This is a genomic window from Streptomyces sp. CNZ287 (assembly GCF_007827615.1).
The window spans coordinates 20,011-33,986 of sequence record NZ_VISV01000001.1 but is presented as its reverse complement, the minus strand read 5'-3'; the positions used below and the strand labels follow the sequence as shown (position 1 = coordinate 33,986).

Genomic DNA, 13,976 nt, shown 5'->3' with positions numbered 1-13,976 from the left:
CGGCATGAAGTCGCAGCATGGCGTCCATGTCCACGAACCAGGAAGCGGTGGCACTGCACCGCGACACCGAAAACCTGCTGGCCGTCATCGACGCCGCGGACCGGATGCCGGGCGCGACCCGGCTGCGGGACCGCTCCTACGAACTGCTCTCCCCCGTCCCGGGCTCGACCGTCGTCGACGTCGGCTGCGGCGCCGGCCGGGCCGTCGCCGAGCTGACCGACCGCGGCGTCCACGCGGTGGGGGTGGACCCCAGCACGCGGATGCTCGCCGCGGCGCGGGAGCGGTGGCCGGAGGCCGAGTTCCGGGCGGCCGGGGCGGAGGAGCTGCCGTTCGCCGACGGAAGCGTCCACGGTTACCGCGCCGACAAGGTCTTCCACGTCCTCCGGGAGCCGGCGCGGGCGGTGGCGGAGGCGCGGCGGGTCCTCCGCCCGGGCGGCCGGATCGTCCTCGTCGGGCAGGACTGGGACGCCCTCATGATCGACTCGGACGACGCCGCGCTCACCCGCACGATCGTGCACGCCCGCGCCGACCTCCTGGGCGCGCCCCGCGCCGGCCGCCAGTACCGCGGCCTGCTCCTGGCCGGGGGCTTCGCCGACGTCACGGTCGAGGTGCACACCAGCGTCTTCACCGACCCCGCGATGCTGCCCCTGCTCGCGAGGCTCGCGGGTCCTGCCTGCGAGAGCGGCGCCGTCGCCCGGGACCGGGCGGACGCGTGGCTCGCGGAACAGCGCAGGCGGGCCGAGGCCGGCCGGTTCCTCGTCGCCGTGCCCGTCTTCGTGGCCGCCGCTTCCGCCTGAGTTGCCGCCCGGCCGCCCGGATCCCGGGCCGTGCGGGATCCGCGCGGAACCGGCGGCCGCCGTACGCCCCATCTAGGCGGCCACGGAGGGGATCTCGCCGGTCGCGTCCCACGAGGGGTCCGGCGCGGTCTCGGTGGCGGTCCCCGCCGCGGCGGCAAGGCGGCGCCGCCGCTTGGGCAGGCCGTACGTCGGGTGCAGGGTGCCCCACAGCGAGCCGCGGACGATGGCCGCCTTGACCCGCGCGGCCGTCCGCCCGGCCACGTACCCCGGCCTGGCCTCCGCCGCGTCGTCGACGGGCTGCAGGATCCCGTCCCGCCGCCCGAGGCTGATGTGGTTGAACGTGTGGACCAGCTTCGTGTACGCGACCTCGCGCCCGGTGAGGTGGCCCACGATCGCGCCGATCGCCTGCCTGCCGGTGTAGCCGGCGGAACCGCAGGACATCGGCAGCGGCCGGCCGTTGTCGCCGACGGCGCAGACGCTGTCGCCGACGCCGTAGACGTCGGGGTGCGAGACCGACCGCATGGTGCGGTCGACGGCCAACTGCCCGGTGCCCGTGACCTCGAGACCGGCGGCGGCTGCCAGCGGGTCGACCGCGAACCCCCCGGTCCACACCGTGGCGTCGGACGCCACGGCGGTGCCGTCCGCGCACCGCACCCCCGCCGCCTCCACGGACTCGACCCGGGTGTGCTCACGGACGGCGATGCCCAGCCGGTCGCAGGCCCGGCGCAGGTGGGCGCGGGCACCGGGGGAGAGCCGGGCGCCCAGCTCGCCGCGGGCGACGAGGGTCACCGACAGTCCCGGCCTGGCCTCGGCGATCTCGGTGGCGGTCTCGATGCCGGTCAGCCCGTCGCCGACGAGCAGTACGGCGCCGCCCTCGCCCTTCCTGTCCAAACCGTCCAGCCGGTCGCGCAGGCGCAGCGCCGCGGGCCTGGCGGTGACGTGGAAGGCGTGCTCGGCCACCCCGGGCACGCCGCGGTGGGCGACGCGGCTGCCCAGGGCGTAGACGAGCGTGTCGTAGTGCAGCAGGCCGCCGCCGTCGGCGTCGGCCACGGCGACGATCCGGCTCTCCGGGGCGAGGGCGGTGACGCGGGCCACCCGCAGCCGTATCCCCGTGCCCGCGAAGACGTCGGCCAGCCGCGGCGCCGCGATCTCCCCGCCGGCTGCGAGCCGGTGCAGCCGCAGCCGCTGGACGAACTCCGGCACCGCGTTGACCACGGTGATCCCGGTGTCCGCGGGAGACAGCCGGCGGGCCAGGTTCCCGGCGGTGTAGGCGCCGGCGTAGCCGGCGCCGAGGACGACGATGCGGTGCTTCATGTGCGGCTCCCTCTCGGTCGCTTGCTCCGTGACCTGAGCGGGGCAGCGCCGCGATTCCTGACAGGTACGGCACGTGACGTGGATCACAGCGCTACGGGAGCGGTGCGCGCCCGGGTCCGCAGCCGGGTGATCTTCAGTTCGTATCGCTGACGTGTGCGCGTCACTTCCCTCTCATCTCGCCGCCTGAGACTCTCCCCACGTCGCACCCCCCGAACGGAGAGGTGTCCCATGCCCGAGCTCCCCTTCACCCGCCGCCGCGCCCTCGGCACCGCGGCCGCCGCCCTCGCCCCGACCGTCGCCGGGTTCACCGAGGCGCGGGCCGACAGCCGCGCGAGCGGCGACGGCGAGGACGAACTGCACGTCATGAGCTTCAACCTCCGCTACGCCTCCGCCACCCCGCCCAACTCCTGGCCCGAGCGCCGCCCCGTGATGCGCGCGCTGCTGCGCGCCGAGGAACCGCACCTCGTCGGCACCCAGGAAGGGCTGTACCCGCAACTGCTCGACATCGCCGCCGATCTCGGCCGCCACCACGCCTGGATCGGCACCGGCCGGAAGGGCGGCAGCAAGGACGAGTTCATGGCGGTGTTCTACGACATCCGCCGACTGGCCCCGGTCGCGTTCGACCACTACTGGCTCTCCGACGAGCCCTACCTGATCGGCTCCAACACCTGGGGCAACGCCGTGCTGCGGATGGTCACCTGGATCCGCTTCCGCGACCTGGTCACGGGCGGCGAGTTCTACCACGTCAACACCCACCTCGACCACGTCAACCAGCAGGCGCGCGAGCTCTCCGCCGACCTCATCACCAGCCGCTTCGCGGAGTTCGACGCCTCGCTGCCGCGGGTCGTCACCGGCGACTTCAACGTCCCCGCCCACCGCAACCCCGTCTACGACGCGATGCTCGTGGGCGGCGGCCTGGTGGACACCTGGGACGCGGCGGAGCGGCGCAGCGACGCGTACGCCACGTTCCACGGCTACCGGCCGCTGGTGCCGGACGGCGACCGCATCGACTGGATCCTCGTCACGCCGGGCGTGCGGACGAGATACGCCAAGATCAACACGTACGAGCGCGGCGGCCAGTTCCCCAGCGACCACCTGCCGGTGCAGGCGTTCCTGCGCTTCTGACGCCCCGGGCGCCGGCGGCCCGCACGGCCGCCGGCGCCCCCGCCTCCCGGTCGGACGGGCCCGGCAGCGGTCCGGTTCGGTGAGGTGACCGGGCGGGGCCGGGGTCACCGCTGCGCGCACGTGGGCGGTACCCCCGGGTCGCCGGACCGGCCCTAGCCCTCGGCGCCGTCCCGTTCCGCGCGGCCGCGGAGGCGTTCCAGTTCGCGGCGGTCCCGCTTCGTCGGCCGGCCCGTGCCGCGGTCGCGGCGGGCGACCGGGGCGGCCATCTCGCGCGGCGGCGGGGGCGGGCTGTGGTCCGCGTAGCACTCGACGGCCACCGGGGCGCCGACGCGCTTGCGCAGCAGCCGCTTGACCACGACGATCCGCTCCCGCCCGGCCAGCCGCACCCGCACCTCGTCGCCGACCCGCAGCGCCTGGGCCGGCTTCACGCGGTCGCCGTTGACGCGGACGTGCCCCGCCTTGCAGGCGGTGGCAGCCGCGGAGCGGGTCTTGGTGAGCCGTACGGACCAGATCCAGCTGTCGACCCGTACGCTCCCGTCCTCTCCAGCCATGTCATCGACTCTACGGGGCGCGCTTCCGGAATAATCCCGTCCGACCCGACCTTGGAGGGGAGCATGAAGGCGATCATCACGGACAGTTACGGCGGAGTCGAGAACCTGCGACTCGACGAGGTGCCGAAGCCCAAAGTCGGTCCCGACCAGGTGCTGGTGCGGGTGAAGGCGGCCGGGGTGAACCCCGTGGACTGGAAGGTCGCGAAGGGCTGGCTCGATCCCATGATGTACGTCCGCTTCCCGCTGATCCCCGGCTGGGACGCGGCCGGCGTTGTGGAGGAACTGGGCGCGGACACCCCGGAGTTCGCCGTCGGCGACGAGGTGCTGGGGTACGTGCGCCGGGACGAGGTCGGGCAGGGCACCTACGCGGAGTACGTCGCCGCGCCCGTACGGACCCTCACCCACAAGCCCGCCGCGCTCGGCTGGCAGCAGGCCGCGGCGCTGCCGCTGGCCGGGCTCACCGCGCTGCGCTCGCTGGACCGGGTGGGCGCGGGGGACCGCGAGACGGTGCTCGTCCACGGCGGCGCGGGCGGCGTCGGCTCGCTGGGCGTGCAGCTCGCGGTCCTCCGCGGGGCGCGCGTGATCGCCACCGCGAGCGAGCGCAACCACGACTTCCTCCGCTCGCTGGGCGCCGAGCCCGTGACGTACGGCGAAGGACTCGCCGACCGGGTGCGGGAGCTGGCCCCCGGCGGGGTGGACGCGGCGGTGGACTTCGCAGGCGGCGGGGCGGTGCAGGTCTCGCACGACGTGCTCAAGGACCCGGCGCGCTCCGCGTCGGTCGCGGACGGCGAGGTGAAGAAGCTGGGCGGGCAGGTGGTGTGGGTCCGCCCGGACGCGGAGGGCCTGGCGCATCTGGCGGGACTGGCGGCGGCGGGCACGCTGACGGTGCACGTCGACGCCCTGCCGCTGGCGGAGGCGGCGGAGGCGTTCCGGCGCAGCGAGTCGGGCCGTACGAGGGGCAAGCTGGTCCTGGACGTGCCGTAGACCGGCGGCTCCCGGGGGCCGGCCCGCACCGGGCCGCTGCCCCCGCGCCACCCGCGAGGTGACCCCGTGCAGGCCGTCACGGGGTCACCCCGGCACCGTGCTCCGCGCTACCGCAGCTCCGCCCGGTGCGTCGCGCCGCGGGAGCCTTCCGTCCGTACCGTCACCCGGCCCCGCCTGCCCGGTGTCACCTCCACCGTCGGATCCGCGCTCGTCACCGCGCGGACGGGCAGCGGGAGTTCGAGGCGGATCTCCGCCGCCGTGTGACCGGGGTCGGAGACCGCCAGGGAGATCGTGTCGTCGCGGTGCCGCAGCAGCACCGTGGCCGGTCCTTCGCTGCGGATGCCCGCCGCCGTGGCCGCCGTCCAGAAGTGGGCCGCCGTCAGGCCCAGATGGCGGATCTCGACCGCCTGCGCCGCCGCGTCGTTCGCCGCCACCCGCACGGGGCCGCTCGCCGACCACGCCGCCGTCGCCACCCGGCTCGCCGTGGGCAGCAGCGCGTACGCGTAGCGCGCCCCGGCCGGCGACGTGCCGTGGTCCAGCCAGAGCGTCAGGTAGCGCCGGGTGTGCGGGGTGGTGGAGCCGCCCGTGTCGGCGCCGGTGTTGATGTCCCGCCACGCGCCCGTACGGTCCTCGCGCAGCGCCCGCAGCCGGGAGCCTCCGTCCGCGTCGAGGAAGACGTACCCGCCGACCCCCTCCAGGTGCGCCCACCGCGCCCCGTCGAAGCCCCGTTCCCGGCCGGGCTCTTCCGGCTGCCGGCGCCCGTCCACCACGAACGCCGGCGCGCCGTCCCCGCGCAGGGCGCGGTTCTCGACCGTCGTCTCGATCACCCTGCCGTCGCCCGCCGCGATGTCCGCGCCCAGTGCGACCACCGCGTCGTCCAGGAAGAACCACGTCTTCCTGGCCCGCAGCGAGCTGCCGTCCGCCCGCAGCTCGAACGCCGCCGCCCCGTACCGCCCGTGCAGCACCGCGCCGCCCGACACCTCGTTCGCCGGGCGGAACTCCGTCCACACGGTGCCCAGGCCGGCGCGCGGGCGGGTGTCGACCGTCGTGCCGGGCAGCCGGTACGCGTTCACCGTGGGCCAGAAGGCGTCGCCGAACTGCCCCTGGTCGCCCGGGAGGTAGAGGTAGCCCATGCCGTCGCCGGTGTACCAGCCGTGGCCGTTCTCGCCGTTGCCCGCCTCGTACGCGGCGACGCGCTTCGACGACAGCGACAGTGCGTACGACCAGCCGGGCCGCCGGTGCACGACGCGCTCCATGGCGGCGAAACAGTGGTGTCCCGTGAGCGGCGGTGCCGCCGGCACCGCGGGGTCGGCGAGCACGGCCTTGGCCCGCTGGACGTGCGGGAGGCCGACGAGCGAGAGGTACGGGTACGCCGACTGCCGCTCGATCCAGCCCTTCGCCGCCGCGTGCCACCGCGCGGCCTGCTCCGCGGGCGCGGCCTCCGCCAACTGCAGGACGTAGGAGACGGCGAGCGCGCCGTCCACGTGGTCCGGCGCCCGCTCGCGCGAGATCGCCCGGCCGCGTACCGCATCCATCATCAGCCCGTCGGTGATCACCGGCGCGAACGACCGCTCGACGGCGTCGAAGAGCACGGTCGTCGCGGGGTCGGTGACCGCCCACGGCGATCCGGCGAGCAGCGCCATCAACTGCCCCGCGGCGGCCAGGAGCACCGCGCCGTACGTGCCGGTGTAGGCGACGGAGCCGTGCTGGATGAACGAGCCGTCGCGGTAGAAGCCGTCGCCGGAGGTCACGTACTGGAAGAGGCTGTTGCGCCCGCCGTCACGCACGTCGGACAGGCCGTCGCGGGCCAGTGCGGTCTTCTCCGGGCTGCGGCCCAGCAGCCCGCGCAGCGCGACGATGACGCACTTGTCGGCGCGGTTGGCGCCGGTCTCGGAGAGCGTCGGTGCGCCCGTGCGGCGGTCGGGGTCGGGGACGAAGCGGTCGACGGTGGCGAGGTACGCGGCGAGGTCGGCGGCGGGCAGCGCGGCGCGCAGCAGGACGCAGCAGTCGAGCAGGGCGCGCGGGGCGCCGATCTCCCAGAACCACCAGTTGCCGGTCGGGGTACGGGCCGGGTGGTACGCCGCGTCGTGGAGGAAGCGCAGCGCGTCGACGAGCGCGGCGGCGACGTCGGCGCGGCCGGTGAAGGAGGTGCCGGGGGCGGTCCAGGCGATGGCGAGGGTGCGCAGCCGCGGGTAGCACTGGCCGAAGTTGCCGGCGTCGGCGACGGGGGCGAGGTCGGGCCAGAGCGCGGTGCGGCCCGCCGACCGGTCCAGGGTGTCCCACCAGCGGCGGGTCTCGGCCTCGAGGCCGGCGAGGGCGGCGGCGAAGTCGGGGTCCGCGGGGTCGTAGCCGTCGCCGGCGAGCATGCGGGCGGCGCGCTCCAGCAGGGCTTCCTCGTCGGCGGGGGCGGCGGCGGGGGCGGCGGGTGCGGTCGGCGGGCCGGGCGCGGCGCCGGGGGCCGCGGCGTACGCGGCGGTGGCGGACGCCGGGACGAGGAGCGTCCCGGCGCTCGCGGCGAGCAGGGTGCGGCGGGAGGGCAACGGCGGGCGGACGGGGCGCATCGGGCTCCCTCGGTTCGGAGGAAAGGGTCCGTACTCACCGGGGGATGAAAGCGCTTGCTCCCGAAGTCGGCAACCCCCGCCGCGGGAACGGGGGTTGCCGGCCGCGAACCCCTCAGCGCGAGGTGAGGTCCGCCGTCGCCTCCGGCGGCTGGGTGTCCTTCGCCCCCGCCTCCGTGCCGGGCGAGGCGTTCCCGGCCGCCGCGCCCTCCTCCGGGTCCGAGCCCAGCGAGTCGATCAGCGCGTCCTGCTCCGCCCCGCCCTCGGGCCGCAGCAGTCCGATGCCCACGTACAGCACCAGCGACGTCAGCAGCGGCAGCCCCACGAGCGCGGCCTGCGTGGTGCCGTCCAGCACCCAGTGCAGTACCGCCCACAGCCCCAGGCCGCCGGCCCACGACACGATGGCCGCCGTCGGCCCGCAGCGCCGGAACCACGGCAGCATGCCCAGCATCAGCGGGATCGAGATCGGCCCCATCGTCGCCGCCACCAGGTCCACGACCACGTCGAGCACGAAGCCCTCACCCCCGGTCGCGATCGCGATCACCATGCTCACCGAGACGAACGCCACCGTCGTCACCCGCGCGAACGTCAACTGCGCCCGGTCCGTCAACTGCCGTACCCGCGGCATCAGCACGGGCGCCATGTCCCGGGTGATGACCGCCGAGATCACGTTGGAGTCCGAGGCCACCATCGCCATCGTGTGGCAGAAGAACCCGGCCAGCACCAGCCCCGTCAGACCGGCCGGCATCAGCTCCTTCGCCAGCTCGATGTACGACTCCTCGCTGTTCTCCAGGCCCGGCACGATGAGCGGCGCCGCGAACATCGGCAGGAAGAGGATGAACGGCCACACCAGCCACAGCCCGCTGGAGAGCAGCGCCGAGCGCTTCGCGGCGGAGCCGGAGGGCGCGGCCATGTAGCGCTGCGCCAGGTTCCACATGCCGCCGTTGTACTCGAAGGTCTTCACCAGCAGGAACGCCAGGACGAGCGTCGTCGTCACCGGCCCGGTGACCGGGTCGTGGTGGCTGTCCGGCAGGTCGTCCCACATCGTCCACAGGGTGTCGATGCCGCCCAGCTCCGCCAGCACGGCCCAGAACATCACCACACCGGCCAGCAGTTGGATGAGGAACTGGCTGAAGTCCGTGAGCACGTCCGCCCACAGCCCGCCGACCGCCATGTACGCCATCGTGGCCACGCCGGTGAAGAGGATGCCCCACTCCAGCGGCACGTCCGCGAAGCCCTGGAGCAGCACCGAGATCGCCACCCACTTGGCCGCGATGTCGACGACCTTCAGCAGCGCGCCGCTGTACGCCAGCACCTGCTGCGTCGGCAGGTTGTACCGCTTCGCCAGGTACTCCAGCGGCGAGGCCACGTCGTGCTTCGCGCGCAGCCGCGCCCAGCGGGGCGCGAAGAGGAACGCGCCGATCCCGATGCCGAGGCCGATGGTGAGCGCCCACCACACGTACACCGTCAGCCCGTGGTCGTAGGCGACGGCGGCGAACGCGACGAACATCACCGCGCTGTAGCCGGACATGTGGTGCGAGATGCCGGACAGCCACCACGGTATGCGGCCGCCGGTGGTGAAGAAGTCCTTCACGGTGTGGATGCGGTTCTTCGACCACCAGCCGATGCCTACCATCACGCAGAAATAGGCCCCGACCATAATCCAGTCAGCGATGGACATCGCGGCTCCTGCCTGTGTCTTCTCCGAGGGGTGGGGGGAGGGGGTGGTGCGCGTGCCGCGTGCCGTGCGCTCACCAACGGGCCCGCGCGGGGGCGAAGCCGGGGTGGAAGCGGCGCATGTACGCGGTGTCGTCGCGGCGCCGGACGCCGCACCTCTCGTACTGCTCGTGCAGCACGGCCAGCGCGTCGCGGTCGAGTTCGACGCCGAGCCCGGGACCCGGCGGCAGCGGTACGGCGCCGCCGGCGAAGGCGAGGGCCCCGGGGGTGATCACGTCCTGGCCGTCCCGCACCGTCAGCCAGGGGGTGTGGGTGTCGCAGGAGTGGTCGAGGTTGGGGGTGGCGGCGGCCAGGTGCGTCATCGCGGCGAGGCTGATGCCGAGGTGCGAGTTGGAGTGCATGGACAGGCCGATGCCGAACGTCGCACAGAGCGCCGCCACCTGCGCGGACTTCAGCAGCCCGCCCCAGTAGTGGTGGTCGAGCAGCAGCACCCCGATGGCGCGGTGCGCGATCGCCGGCGGCAGATGGGCGTGCGTGACCACCGCCATGTTCGTGGCCAGCGGCATCGGCACCTTCGCCGCGACCTCGGCCATTCCCTCGATGCCGGGCGCCGGGTCCTCCAGGTACTCCAGGGCCCCGGCCAGCTCGGTGCCGACGCGCACGGAAGTCTCCGGCGTCCATGCGGCGTTGGGGTCGATGCGCAGCGGCAGCCCGGGAAAGGCGTCGGTGAGGGCGCGTACCGCCGCGATCTCCTCGCCGGGCGGGAAGACCCCGCCCTTGAGCTTCAGCGAGCGGAACCCGTACTCCCCGACGAGCAGCCGCGCCTGGGCCACGATGCCGTCCGGGTCGAGCGCCGCGCCGAAGCGGTCCTCCGGCGCGTCGGGGTGGCCGGCCCACTTGTAGAAGAGGTACGCGCTGTACGGCACGGCGTCGCGCACCGGCCCGCCGAGGAGGTCCGCCACGCGGCGCCCGGTGGCCTTACCGACGATGTCGAGGCAGGCGACCTCGAAGGGGGAGAAGACGGAGTCGACGGTCTTGCCGTTGCTGCCGGCGCCGGTGAGGCCGTGCTGGTCGGTGAAGACGCCGGTGCCGACGCTGGCGGCGACGCGGGCGTAGAGGTCGTGGTGGTGGCCGGCGTCGGCGCCGGTCAGAGCCTCGGCGGCGGCGCGCAGCCGGTCCAGGTGGGAGGCGTCGCCGTAGCTCTCGCCGAGGCCGCTGAGGCCGTCGTCGGTGACGACCTCGACGACGCTGCGCAGAGCCCACGGCTCGTGTACGCCGGCGGCGTTGAGCAGCGGCGGGTCGCGGAAGGCGACCGGGGTGACGGTGATCTCGCGTATCCGCATCATCGGTCCGCCCCCGCCAACTCCAGTCCCGCGGAGACGATCCGCTCCAGCTCGGCGAGGTGCTTGGGGTGCGGGTCGGCCAGCGGCGGCCGTACGCCGCCGGTGTCCAGACCGCGCATCCTGGCGCCGGCCTTCACCAGCGCTACGGCGTAGCCGGGGACTTCGTTGCGCAGGTGGACGAGGGGGATGAAGAAGCCGCTCAGCAGGCGGCGTACGCGAGCGTCGTCGCCCGCGGCCCGCGCCCGGTGGAAGGCGAGGGCCACCTCGGGGGCGAAGCAGAAGACGGCGGAGGAGTACAGCCGCGCGCCCACGGCGGCGTACGCGGCGGCTGAGACCTCGGCGGTGGGCAGGCCGTTGAAGAAGGTGAAGTCCTTCTTCGGCCCGTCGCCGCCGTCGAGCGCGGCATGTACGGCCGGGACGACGCGCTGCATCAGCTCGATGTCCCCGAGCCCGTCCTTGAAGCCGGTGACCGTGGGGATCAGGGCCAGCTCCGCGGCGCCCGCGGGGGTGAAGCGGGCGTTGTCGCGCTGGTAGACGACCAGCGGCAGGCCGGTCGCGGCGGCGACCTCGCGCACGTACGCGACGAGCCCCGCCTCCGGCGCGGCGACCAGGTACGGCGGCATCAGCAGCACCCCGTCCGCGCCTGCCTCCGCGGCGGCTCCGGCGCACGCGACGGCGTGCGGCAGCGGGCCGCCGGCCCCGGCGAACACCGGCACCCGGCCCGCCGCGGCCGCGACGGCGGTACGGACCACGCGCCGGTGCTCGGCGCCGTCGAGCGCGTGGAACTCGCCGGTGCCGCAGGCGGCGAAGACCGCGCCCGCGCCGTGCGCGACGCCGTCGGCGACGTGCCGGGCGAGCACGTTCTCGTGCACCGCGCCGGCGGCGTCGAAGGGGGTGAGGGGGAAGAACAGGATGCCGTCGAGCTGCACCGGAACCTCGATTCATCTATCTGAACGAAAGATATGAATCTGAATTGGTGCCGGAAACGTAGAGGTGGGGGCGACGGCCGTCAAGGGGGTGTGCGCGGGTTCCGGCCGCGGTTGCCGGGAGCCGGGGAGCGGCGAACGCGGGCCTCAGTGGGGCCAGATGGGCGGGTCGGTGCAGAACGGGCCGCCGAGGTTCGCCCGGTCCGGCGCGTCCGGCGCGTCGGGGCCCTGCTCGGCGAGGAGCTTGTCCGCGTACACCTCGGAGTCGTCCTGCGGCTCGTAGCCGAGCGCCCGCGCCGTGTTCAGGTCCCACCAGGCGCGGGTGTTGGCGGAGCTGCCGTAGACCACGGTGTGGCCGACGTCCGGTGCGCTCAGCGCGGCGTGGAAGAGGCGGGCGCCGTCCGCGGGGCTGAGCCAGAGGGAGAGCATGCGCACGCTCGTCGGCTCGGGGAAGCAGGAGCCGATGCGTACGGAGACGGTCTCGATCCCGTGCTTGTCCCAGTAGAGCTGTGCCAGGTCCTCGCCGAAGCACTTGGACAGGCCGTAGAAGGTGTCGGGGCGGTGCGCTGCGTCAGTGCCGATCAGCTCGGCGGCGGGCACGCGGCCGGCGCGGCGGGGGCGGGGGTGGAAGCCGACGGCGTGGTTGCTGGAGGCGAAGACGACCCGGCGGACGCCCTCTTCGCGGACGGCCTCGTAGAGGTGGTACGTGCCCTCGATGTTGGCCCGCAGCACCTTCTCGAACGTCGACTCCAGGGAAATCCCGGCGAGGTGGAGCACGGCGTCGACGCCGCGGACCGCCTCGCGCAGCGCGCCGCGGTCGGCGAGGTCGGCGGTGACGGCGCGCTCGGGCCCCGGGTCGACGGCGACCCGGTCGAGCAGGCGCAGCTCGTGGCCGTGGGCGGGGAGCAGGCCGCGCATCAGGGTGCCGATGCCGCCGGCGGCGCCGGTGAGCAGGACGGTGCGCGGGGGGCGGTGGGCTGACATCGTGACTCCTCGTGGTGCGGGGCGCCGGGTGGACGGGGCGGCGGGGAGGCGGTCTTGACGGTGTGTCGGGGCGGCCTTAGCGTGCCTGTTCACCAATATGGACGCCGGGCAGAAATGTGTACACCCTGATGATGACACCTCGTGCTTCGGTCTTTCTGTATCCGTGGGACGTCGTCGGCGACCCCGCGGCCGCGCGCCGGGTCGCGGAGCTGGGCGTACGGCAGGTAACGCTCGCCGCCGCCTACCACTCCGTACGCGCCGTGACCCCCCGCCACCCGCGCCACCGCATCGTCACCGCCCGGCACTCCGCGGTGCTCTACCCGCCGGACGCGCGCCGGTGGGCGGGCCGGGCGCTGCACCCGTACGAGCAGGACTGGGTGGCCGCCGCCGACCCGTTCGGCGAGGCGGCCGAGGCGCTGGCCGGCGCGGGTCTTGAGGTGCACAGTTGGGTGGTCCTCGCGCACAACTCCCGGCTGGGCGCGGAGCATCCGGAGACGTCGGTGGTGAACGCGCACGGCGACCGCTACCCCTGGGCGCCCTGCATCGGCCGCCCCGACGTGCGCGACTACCTCGTCCGGCTCGCGGCGGAGGCCGCCACCCGGCCGGGGGTGCGCGGCTGCGAGCTGGAGTCGTGCGGGTGGTACGGGCTGGCGCACCTGCACGCGCACGACAAGACCGGCGGGGTGGCCCTGGACGCGGCCGGGCGGTTGCTGATGTCTCTCTGCTTCTGCGACCGCTGCCGCGACGGCTACGCCGCGTACGGCGCCGAACCGGACGACCTGCGGTCGGCGGTCACCGCGGCGCTGCGCCCGTACTGGGACGGCACCGCCGCCGCGCCGCCGGCCGCGGCCGAGGCGGTGGAGGCGGCGGGCACCTGGGCCCGGATCGTGGGGCTGCTGGGCGCCGAGCGGGCGGCGGCGGTGCTCGGCTGGCGGCGCGCGGCGGCGACCCGGCTGCAGCGCGAGGCGGTCGAGGCGGTACGGGCCGAGGCCCCGGACTCCGCGTTCCGCGTCCTGCTGCACGCCACCCCGGAGCCGTACGCCTGCGGAGCGAACGCGGGGGTGGACCCGGCGGAGGTGCTGCAGTTCGCGGACGGCCTGGTCCTCCCCTGCACCGGCGGCCCCGCAGCCCGCACCGCCGCGCTGGACCCCTGCGCCCCGCACCGCCGCCCGCACACGACCCTGGCGGCGAATTTCACGGTGGTCTCGGGCATGGGCGGCACCCCGGCGACCCTGGCGGCGGACGCGGCCCACGCGGCGAAACTGGGCGCGGACGAACTGCGGCTGTACCACGGTGGCCTGGCATCGGCCGAGGACCTCACCCGCATCGCGGAGGCCCTGGGCGCCTGACCCGGCAGGGCCGTCACCCGCCGGCCCGCCCGTACTCTCCGGGCGCGGACGGCAGCGCGGGGCCGGTCGGGCCCGATCCTGCTGGTCTCGATGCCTATGCGCAGGCCCGGACGAGGAGGGTGCCGACGTCCTGTCCTTCAGGGGGTGAGACGACCTCGGCCTGGGGGTTCCCCGCAGGGCGGGCGGACCGTCCATGCCGGAACGCGACTATGCGCGTCCCCTCCGTAAAGAGCGCACGGCCGGGCGACCGCACGTCGGCCGAACCGCTGCGCGGGCGAGGGACGTACCTTCCGGGTCGCCCGCTCTCTGGCCTCCGATCCGCCCCTCCGTCCCGTGTCGACGAGCGGCACCGGTACGGAGGCGGTCGC

At 74.8% G+C, this 13,976-nt stretch carries 11 protein-coding genes; 4 read left to right on the top strand and 7 right to left on the bottom strand.

The window, feature by feature from the left end; translation table 11 throughout:
* Positions 1-26: 26 nt before the first annotated feature.
* A complete protein-coding gene (locus FB457_RS00120) occupies positions 27-797 on the top strand; it encodes a methyltransferase domain-containing protein (RefSeq protein WP_047020369.1) in 771 nt (256 codons plus the stop codon).
* Positions 798-869: 72 nt separating this feature from the next.
* On the opposite strand, the gene FB457_RS00115 is transcribed toward FB457_RS00120, so the two are convergent.
* Positions 870-2,111 carry an FAD-dependent oxidoreductase gene (locus tag FB457_RS00115; protein WP_145780370.1) on the bottom strand — a complete coding sequence of 414 codons (1,242 nt, stop codon included), beginning with the start codon at positions 2,109-2,111 and terminating at the stop codon, positions 870-872.
* 228 nt (positions 2,112-2,339) lie between these two features.
* On the opposite strand from FB457_RS00115, the gene FB457_RS00110 reads away from it, so the two are divergent.
* Positions 2,340-3,236, top strand: a complete 897-nt coding sequence (locus FB457_RS00110; RefSeq protein WP_145780368.1) for an endonuclease/exonuclease/phosphatase family protein — start codon at positions 2,340-2,342, stop codon at positions 3,234-3,236.
* 152 nt (positions 3,237-3,388) lie between these two features.
* On the opposite strand, the gene FB457_RS00105 is transcribed toward FB457_RS00110, so the two are convergent.
* Entirely contained in the window at positions 3,389-3,787 is a 399-nt protein-coding gene (locus FB457_RS00105) for an RNA-binding S4 domain-containing protein (RefSeq protein WP_047018038.1), read from the bottom strand.
* Positions 3,788-3,850: 63 nt separating this feature from the next.
* Here FB457_RS00105 and FB457_RS00100 point away from each other — a divergent pair, with 63 nt between their 5' ends.
* Positions 3,851-4,771 (top strand): alcohol dehydrogenase catalytic domain-containing protein, encoded by a 921-nt coding sequence (locus tag FB457_RS00100; protein WP_145780366.1) that lies wholly within the window; start codon positions 3,851-3,853, stop codon positions 4,769-4,771.
* 107 nt (positions 4,772-4,878) lie between these two features.
* On the opposite strand, the gene FB457_RS00095 is transcribed toward FB457_RS00100, so the two are convergent.
* The 5 genes from FB457_RS00095 to FB457_RS00075 form a co-directional block, all read right to left on the bottom strand.
* Positions 4,879-7,332: a polysaccharide lyase 8 family protein gene (locus FB457_RS00095; protein WP_047018040.1), complete on the bottom strand. Its 2,454-nt coding sequence runs from the start codon at positions 7,330-7,332 to the stop codon at positions 4,879-4,881.
* 112 nt (positions 7,333-7,444) lie between these two features.
* Positions 7,445-9,010 carry a sodium:solute symporter family protein gene (locus tag FB457_RS00090; RefSeq protein WP_047018041.1) on the bottom strand — a complete coding sequence of 522 codons (1,566 nt, stop codon included), beginning with the start codon at positions 9,008-9,010 and terminating at the stop codon, positions 7,445-7,447.
* A 70-nt stretch (positions 9,011-9,080) separates the two neighbouring features.
* Complete coding sequence (locus tag FB457_RS00085; RefSeq protein WP_145780831.1) at positions 9,081-10,349, bottom strand: enolase C-terminal domain-like protein; 1,269 nt, start codon at positions 10,347-10,349, stop codon at positions 9,081-9,083.
* A complete protein-coding gene (locus tag FB457_RS00080; RefSeq protein WP_047018043.1) occupies positions 10,349-11,278 on the bottom strand; it encodes a 5-dehydro-4-deoxyglucarate dehydratase in 930 nt (309 codons plus the stop codon). Before FB457_RS00080 ends, FB457_RS00085 begins: the two co-directional genes overlap by 1 nt.
* Positions 11,279-11,422: 144 nt before the next feature.
* Positions 11,423-12,259: an NAD-dependent epimerase/dehydratase family protein gene (locus tag FB457_RS00075; RefSeq protein ID WP_047018044.1), complete on the bottom strand. Its 837-nt coding sequence runs from the start codon at positions 12,257-12,259 to the stop codon at positions 11,423-11,425.
* A 128-nt stretch (positions 12,260-12,387) separates the two neighbouring features.
* On the opposite strand from FB457_RS00075, the gene FB457_RS00070 reads away from it, so the two are divergent.
* On the top strand, positions 12,388-13,608 hold the full coding sequence (locus FB457_RS00070) for a hypothetical protein (RefSeq protein WP_186461908.1): 1,221 nt from the start codon (positions 12,388-12,390) through the stop codon (positions 13,606-13,608).
* The last annotated feature ends 368 nt before the right edge of the window (positions 13,609-13,976 follow it).

What these genes read in the sequence shown, in the direction of transcription:
- FB457_RS00120 (WP_047020369.1), top strand. Translation starts at nt 27, where the DNA reads ATGTCCACGAACCAGGAAGCGGTGGCACTGCACCGCGACACCGAAAAC.
- FB457_RS00115 (WP_145780370.1), bottom strand. Translation starts at nt 2,111, where the DNA reads ATGAAGCACCGCATCGTCGTCCTCGGCGCCGGCTACGCCGGCGCCTAC.
- FB457_RS00110 (WP_145780368.1), top strand. Translation starts at nt 2,340, where the DNA reads ATGCCCGAGCTCCCCTTCACCCGCCGCCGCGCCCTCGGCACCGCGGCC.
- FB457_RS00105 (WP_047018038.1), bottom strand. Translation starts at nt 3,787, where the DNA reads ATGGCTGGAGAGGACGGGAGCGTACGGGTCGACAGCTGGATCTGGTCC.
- FB457_RS00100 (WP_145780366.1), top strand. Translation starts at nt 3,851, where the DNA reads ATGAAGGCGATCATCACGGACAGTTACGGCGGAGTCGAGAACCTGCGA.
- FB457_RS00095 (WP_047018040.1), bottom strand. Translation starts at nt 7,332, where the DNA reads ATGCGCCCCGTCCGCCCGCCGTTGCCCTCCCGCCGCACCCTGCTCGCC.
- FB457_RS00090 (WP_047018041.1), bottom strand. Translation starts at nt 9,010, where the DNA reads ATGTCCATCGCTGACTGGATTATGGTCGGGGCCTATTTCTGCGTGATG.
- FB457_RS00085 (WP_145780831.1), bottom strand. Translation starts at nt 10,349, where the DNA reads ATGCGGATACGCGAGATCACCGTCACCCCGGTCGCCTTCCGCGACCCG.
- FB457_RS00075 (WP_047018044.1), bottom strand. Translation starts at nt 12,259, where the DNA reads ATGTCAGCCCACCGCCCCCCGCGCACCGTCCTGCTCACCGGCGCCGCC.
- FB457_RS00070 (WP_186461908.1), top strand. Translation starts at nt 12,388, where the DNA reads ATGATGACACCTCGTGCTTCGGTCTTTCTGTATCCGTGGGACGTCGTC.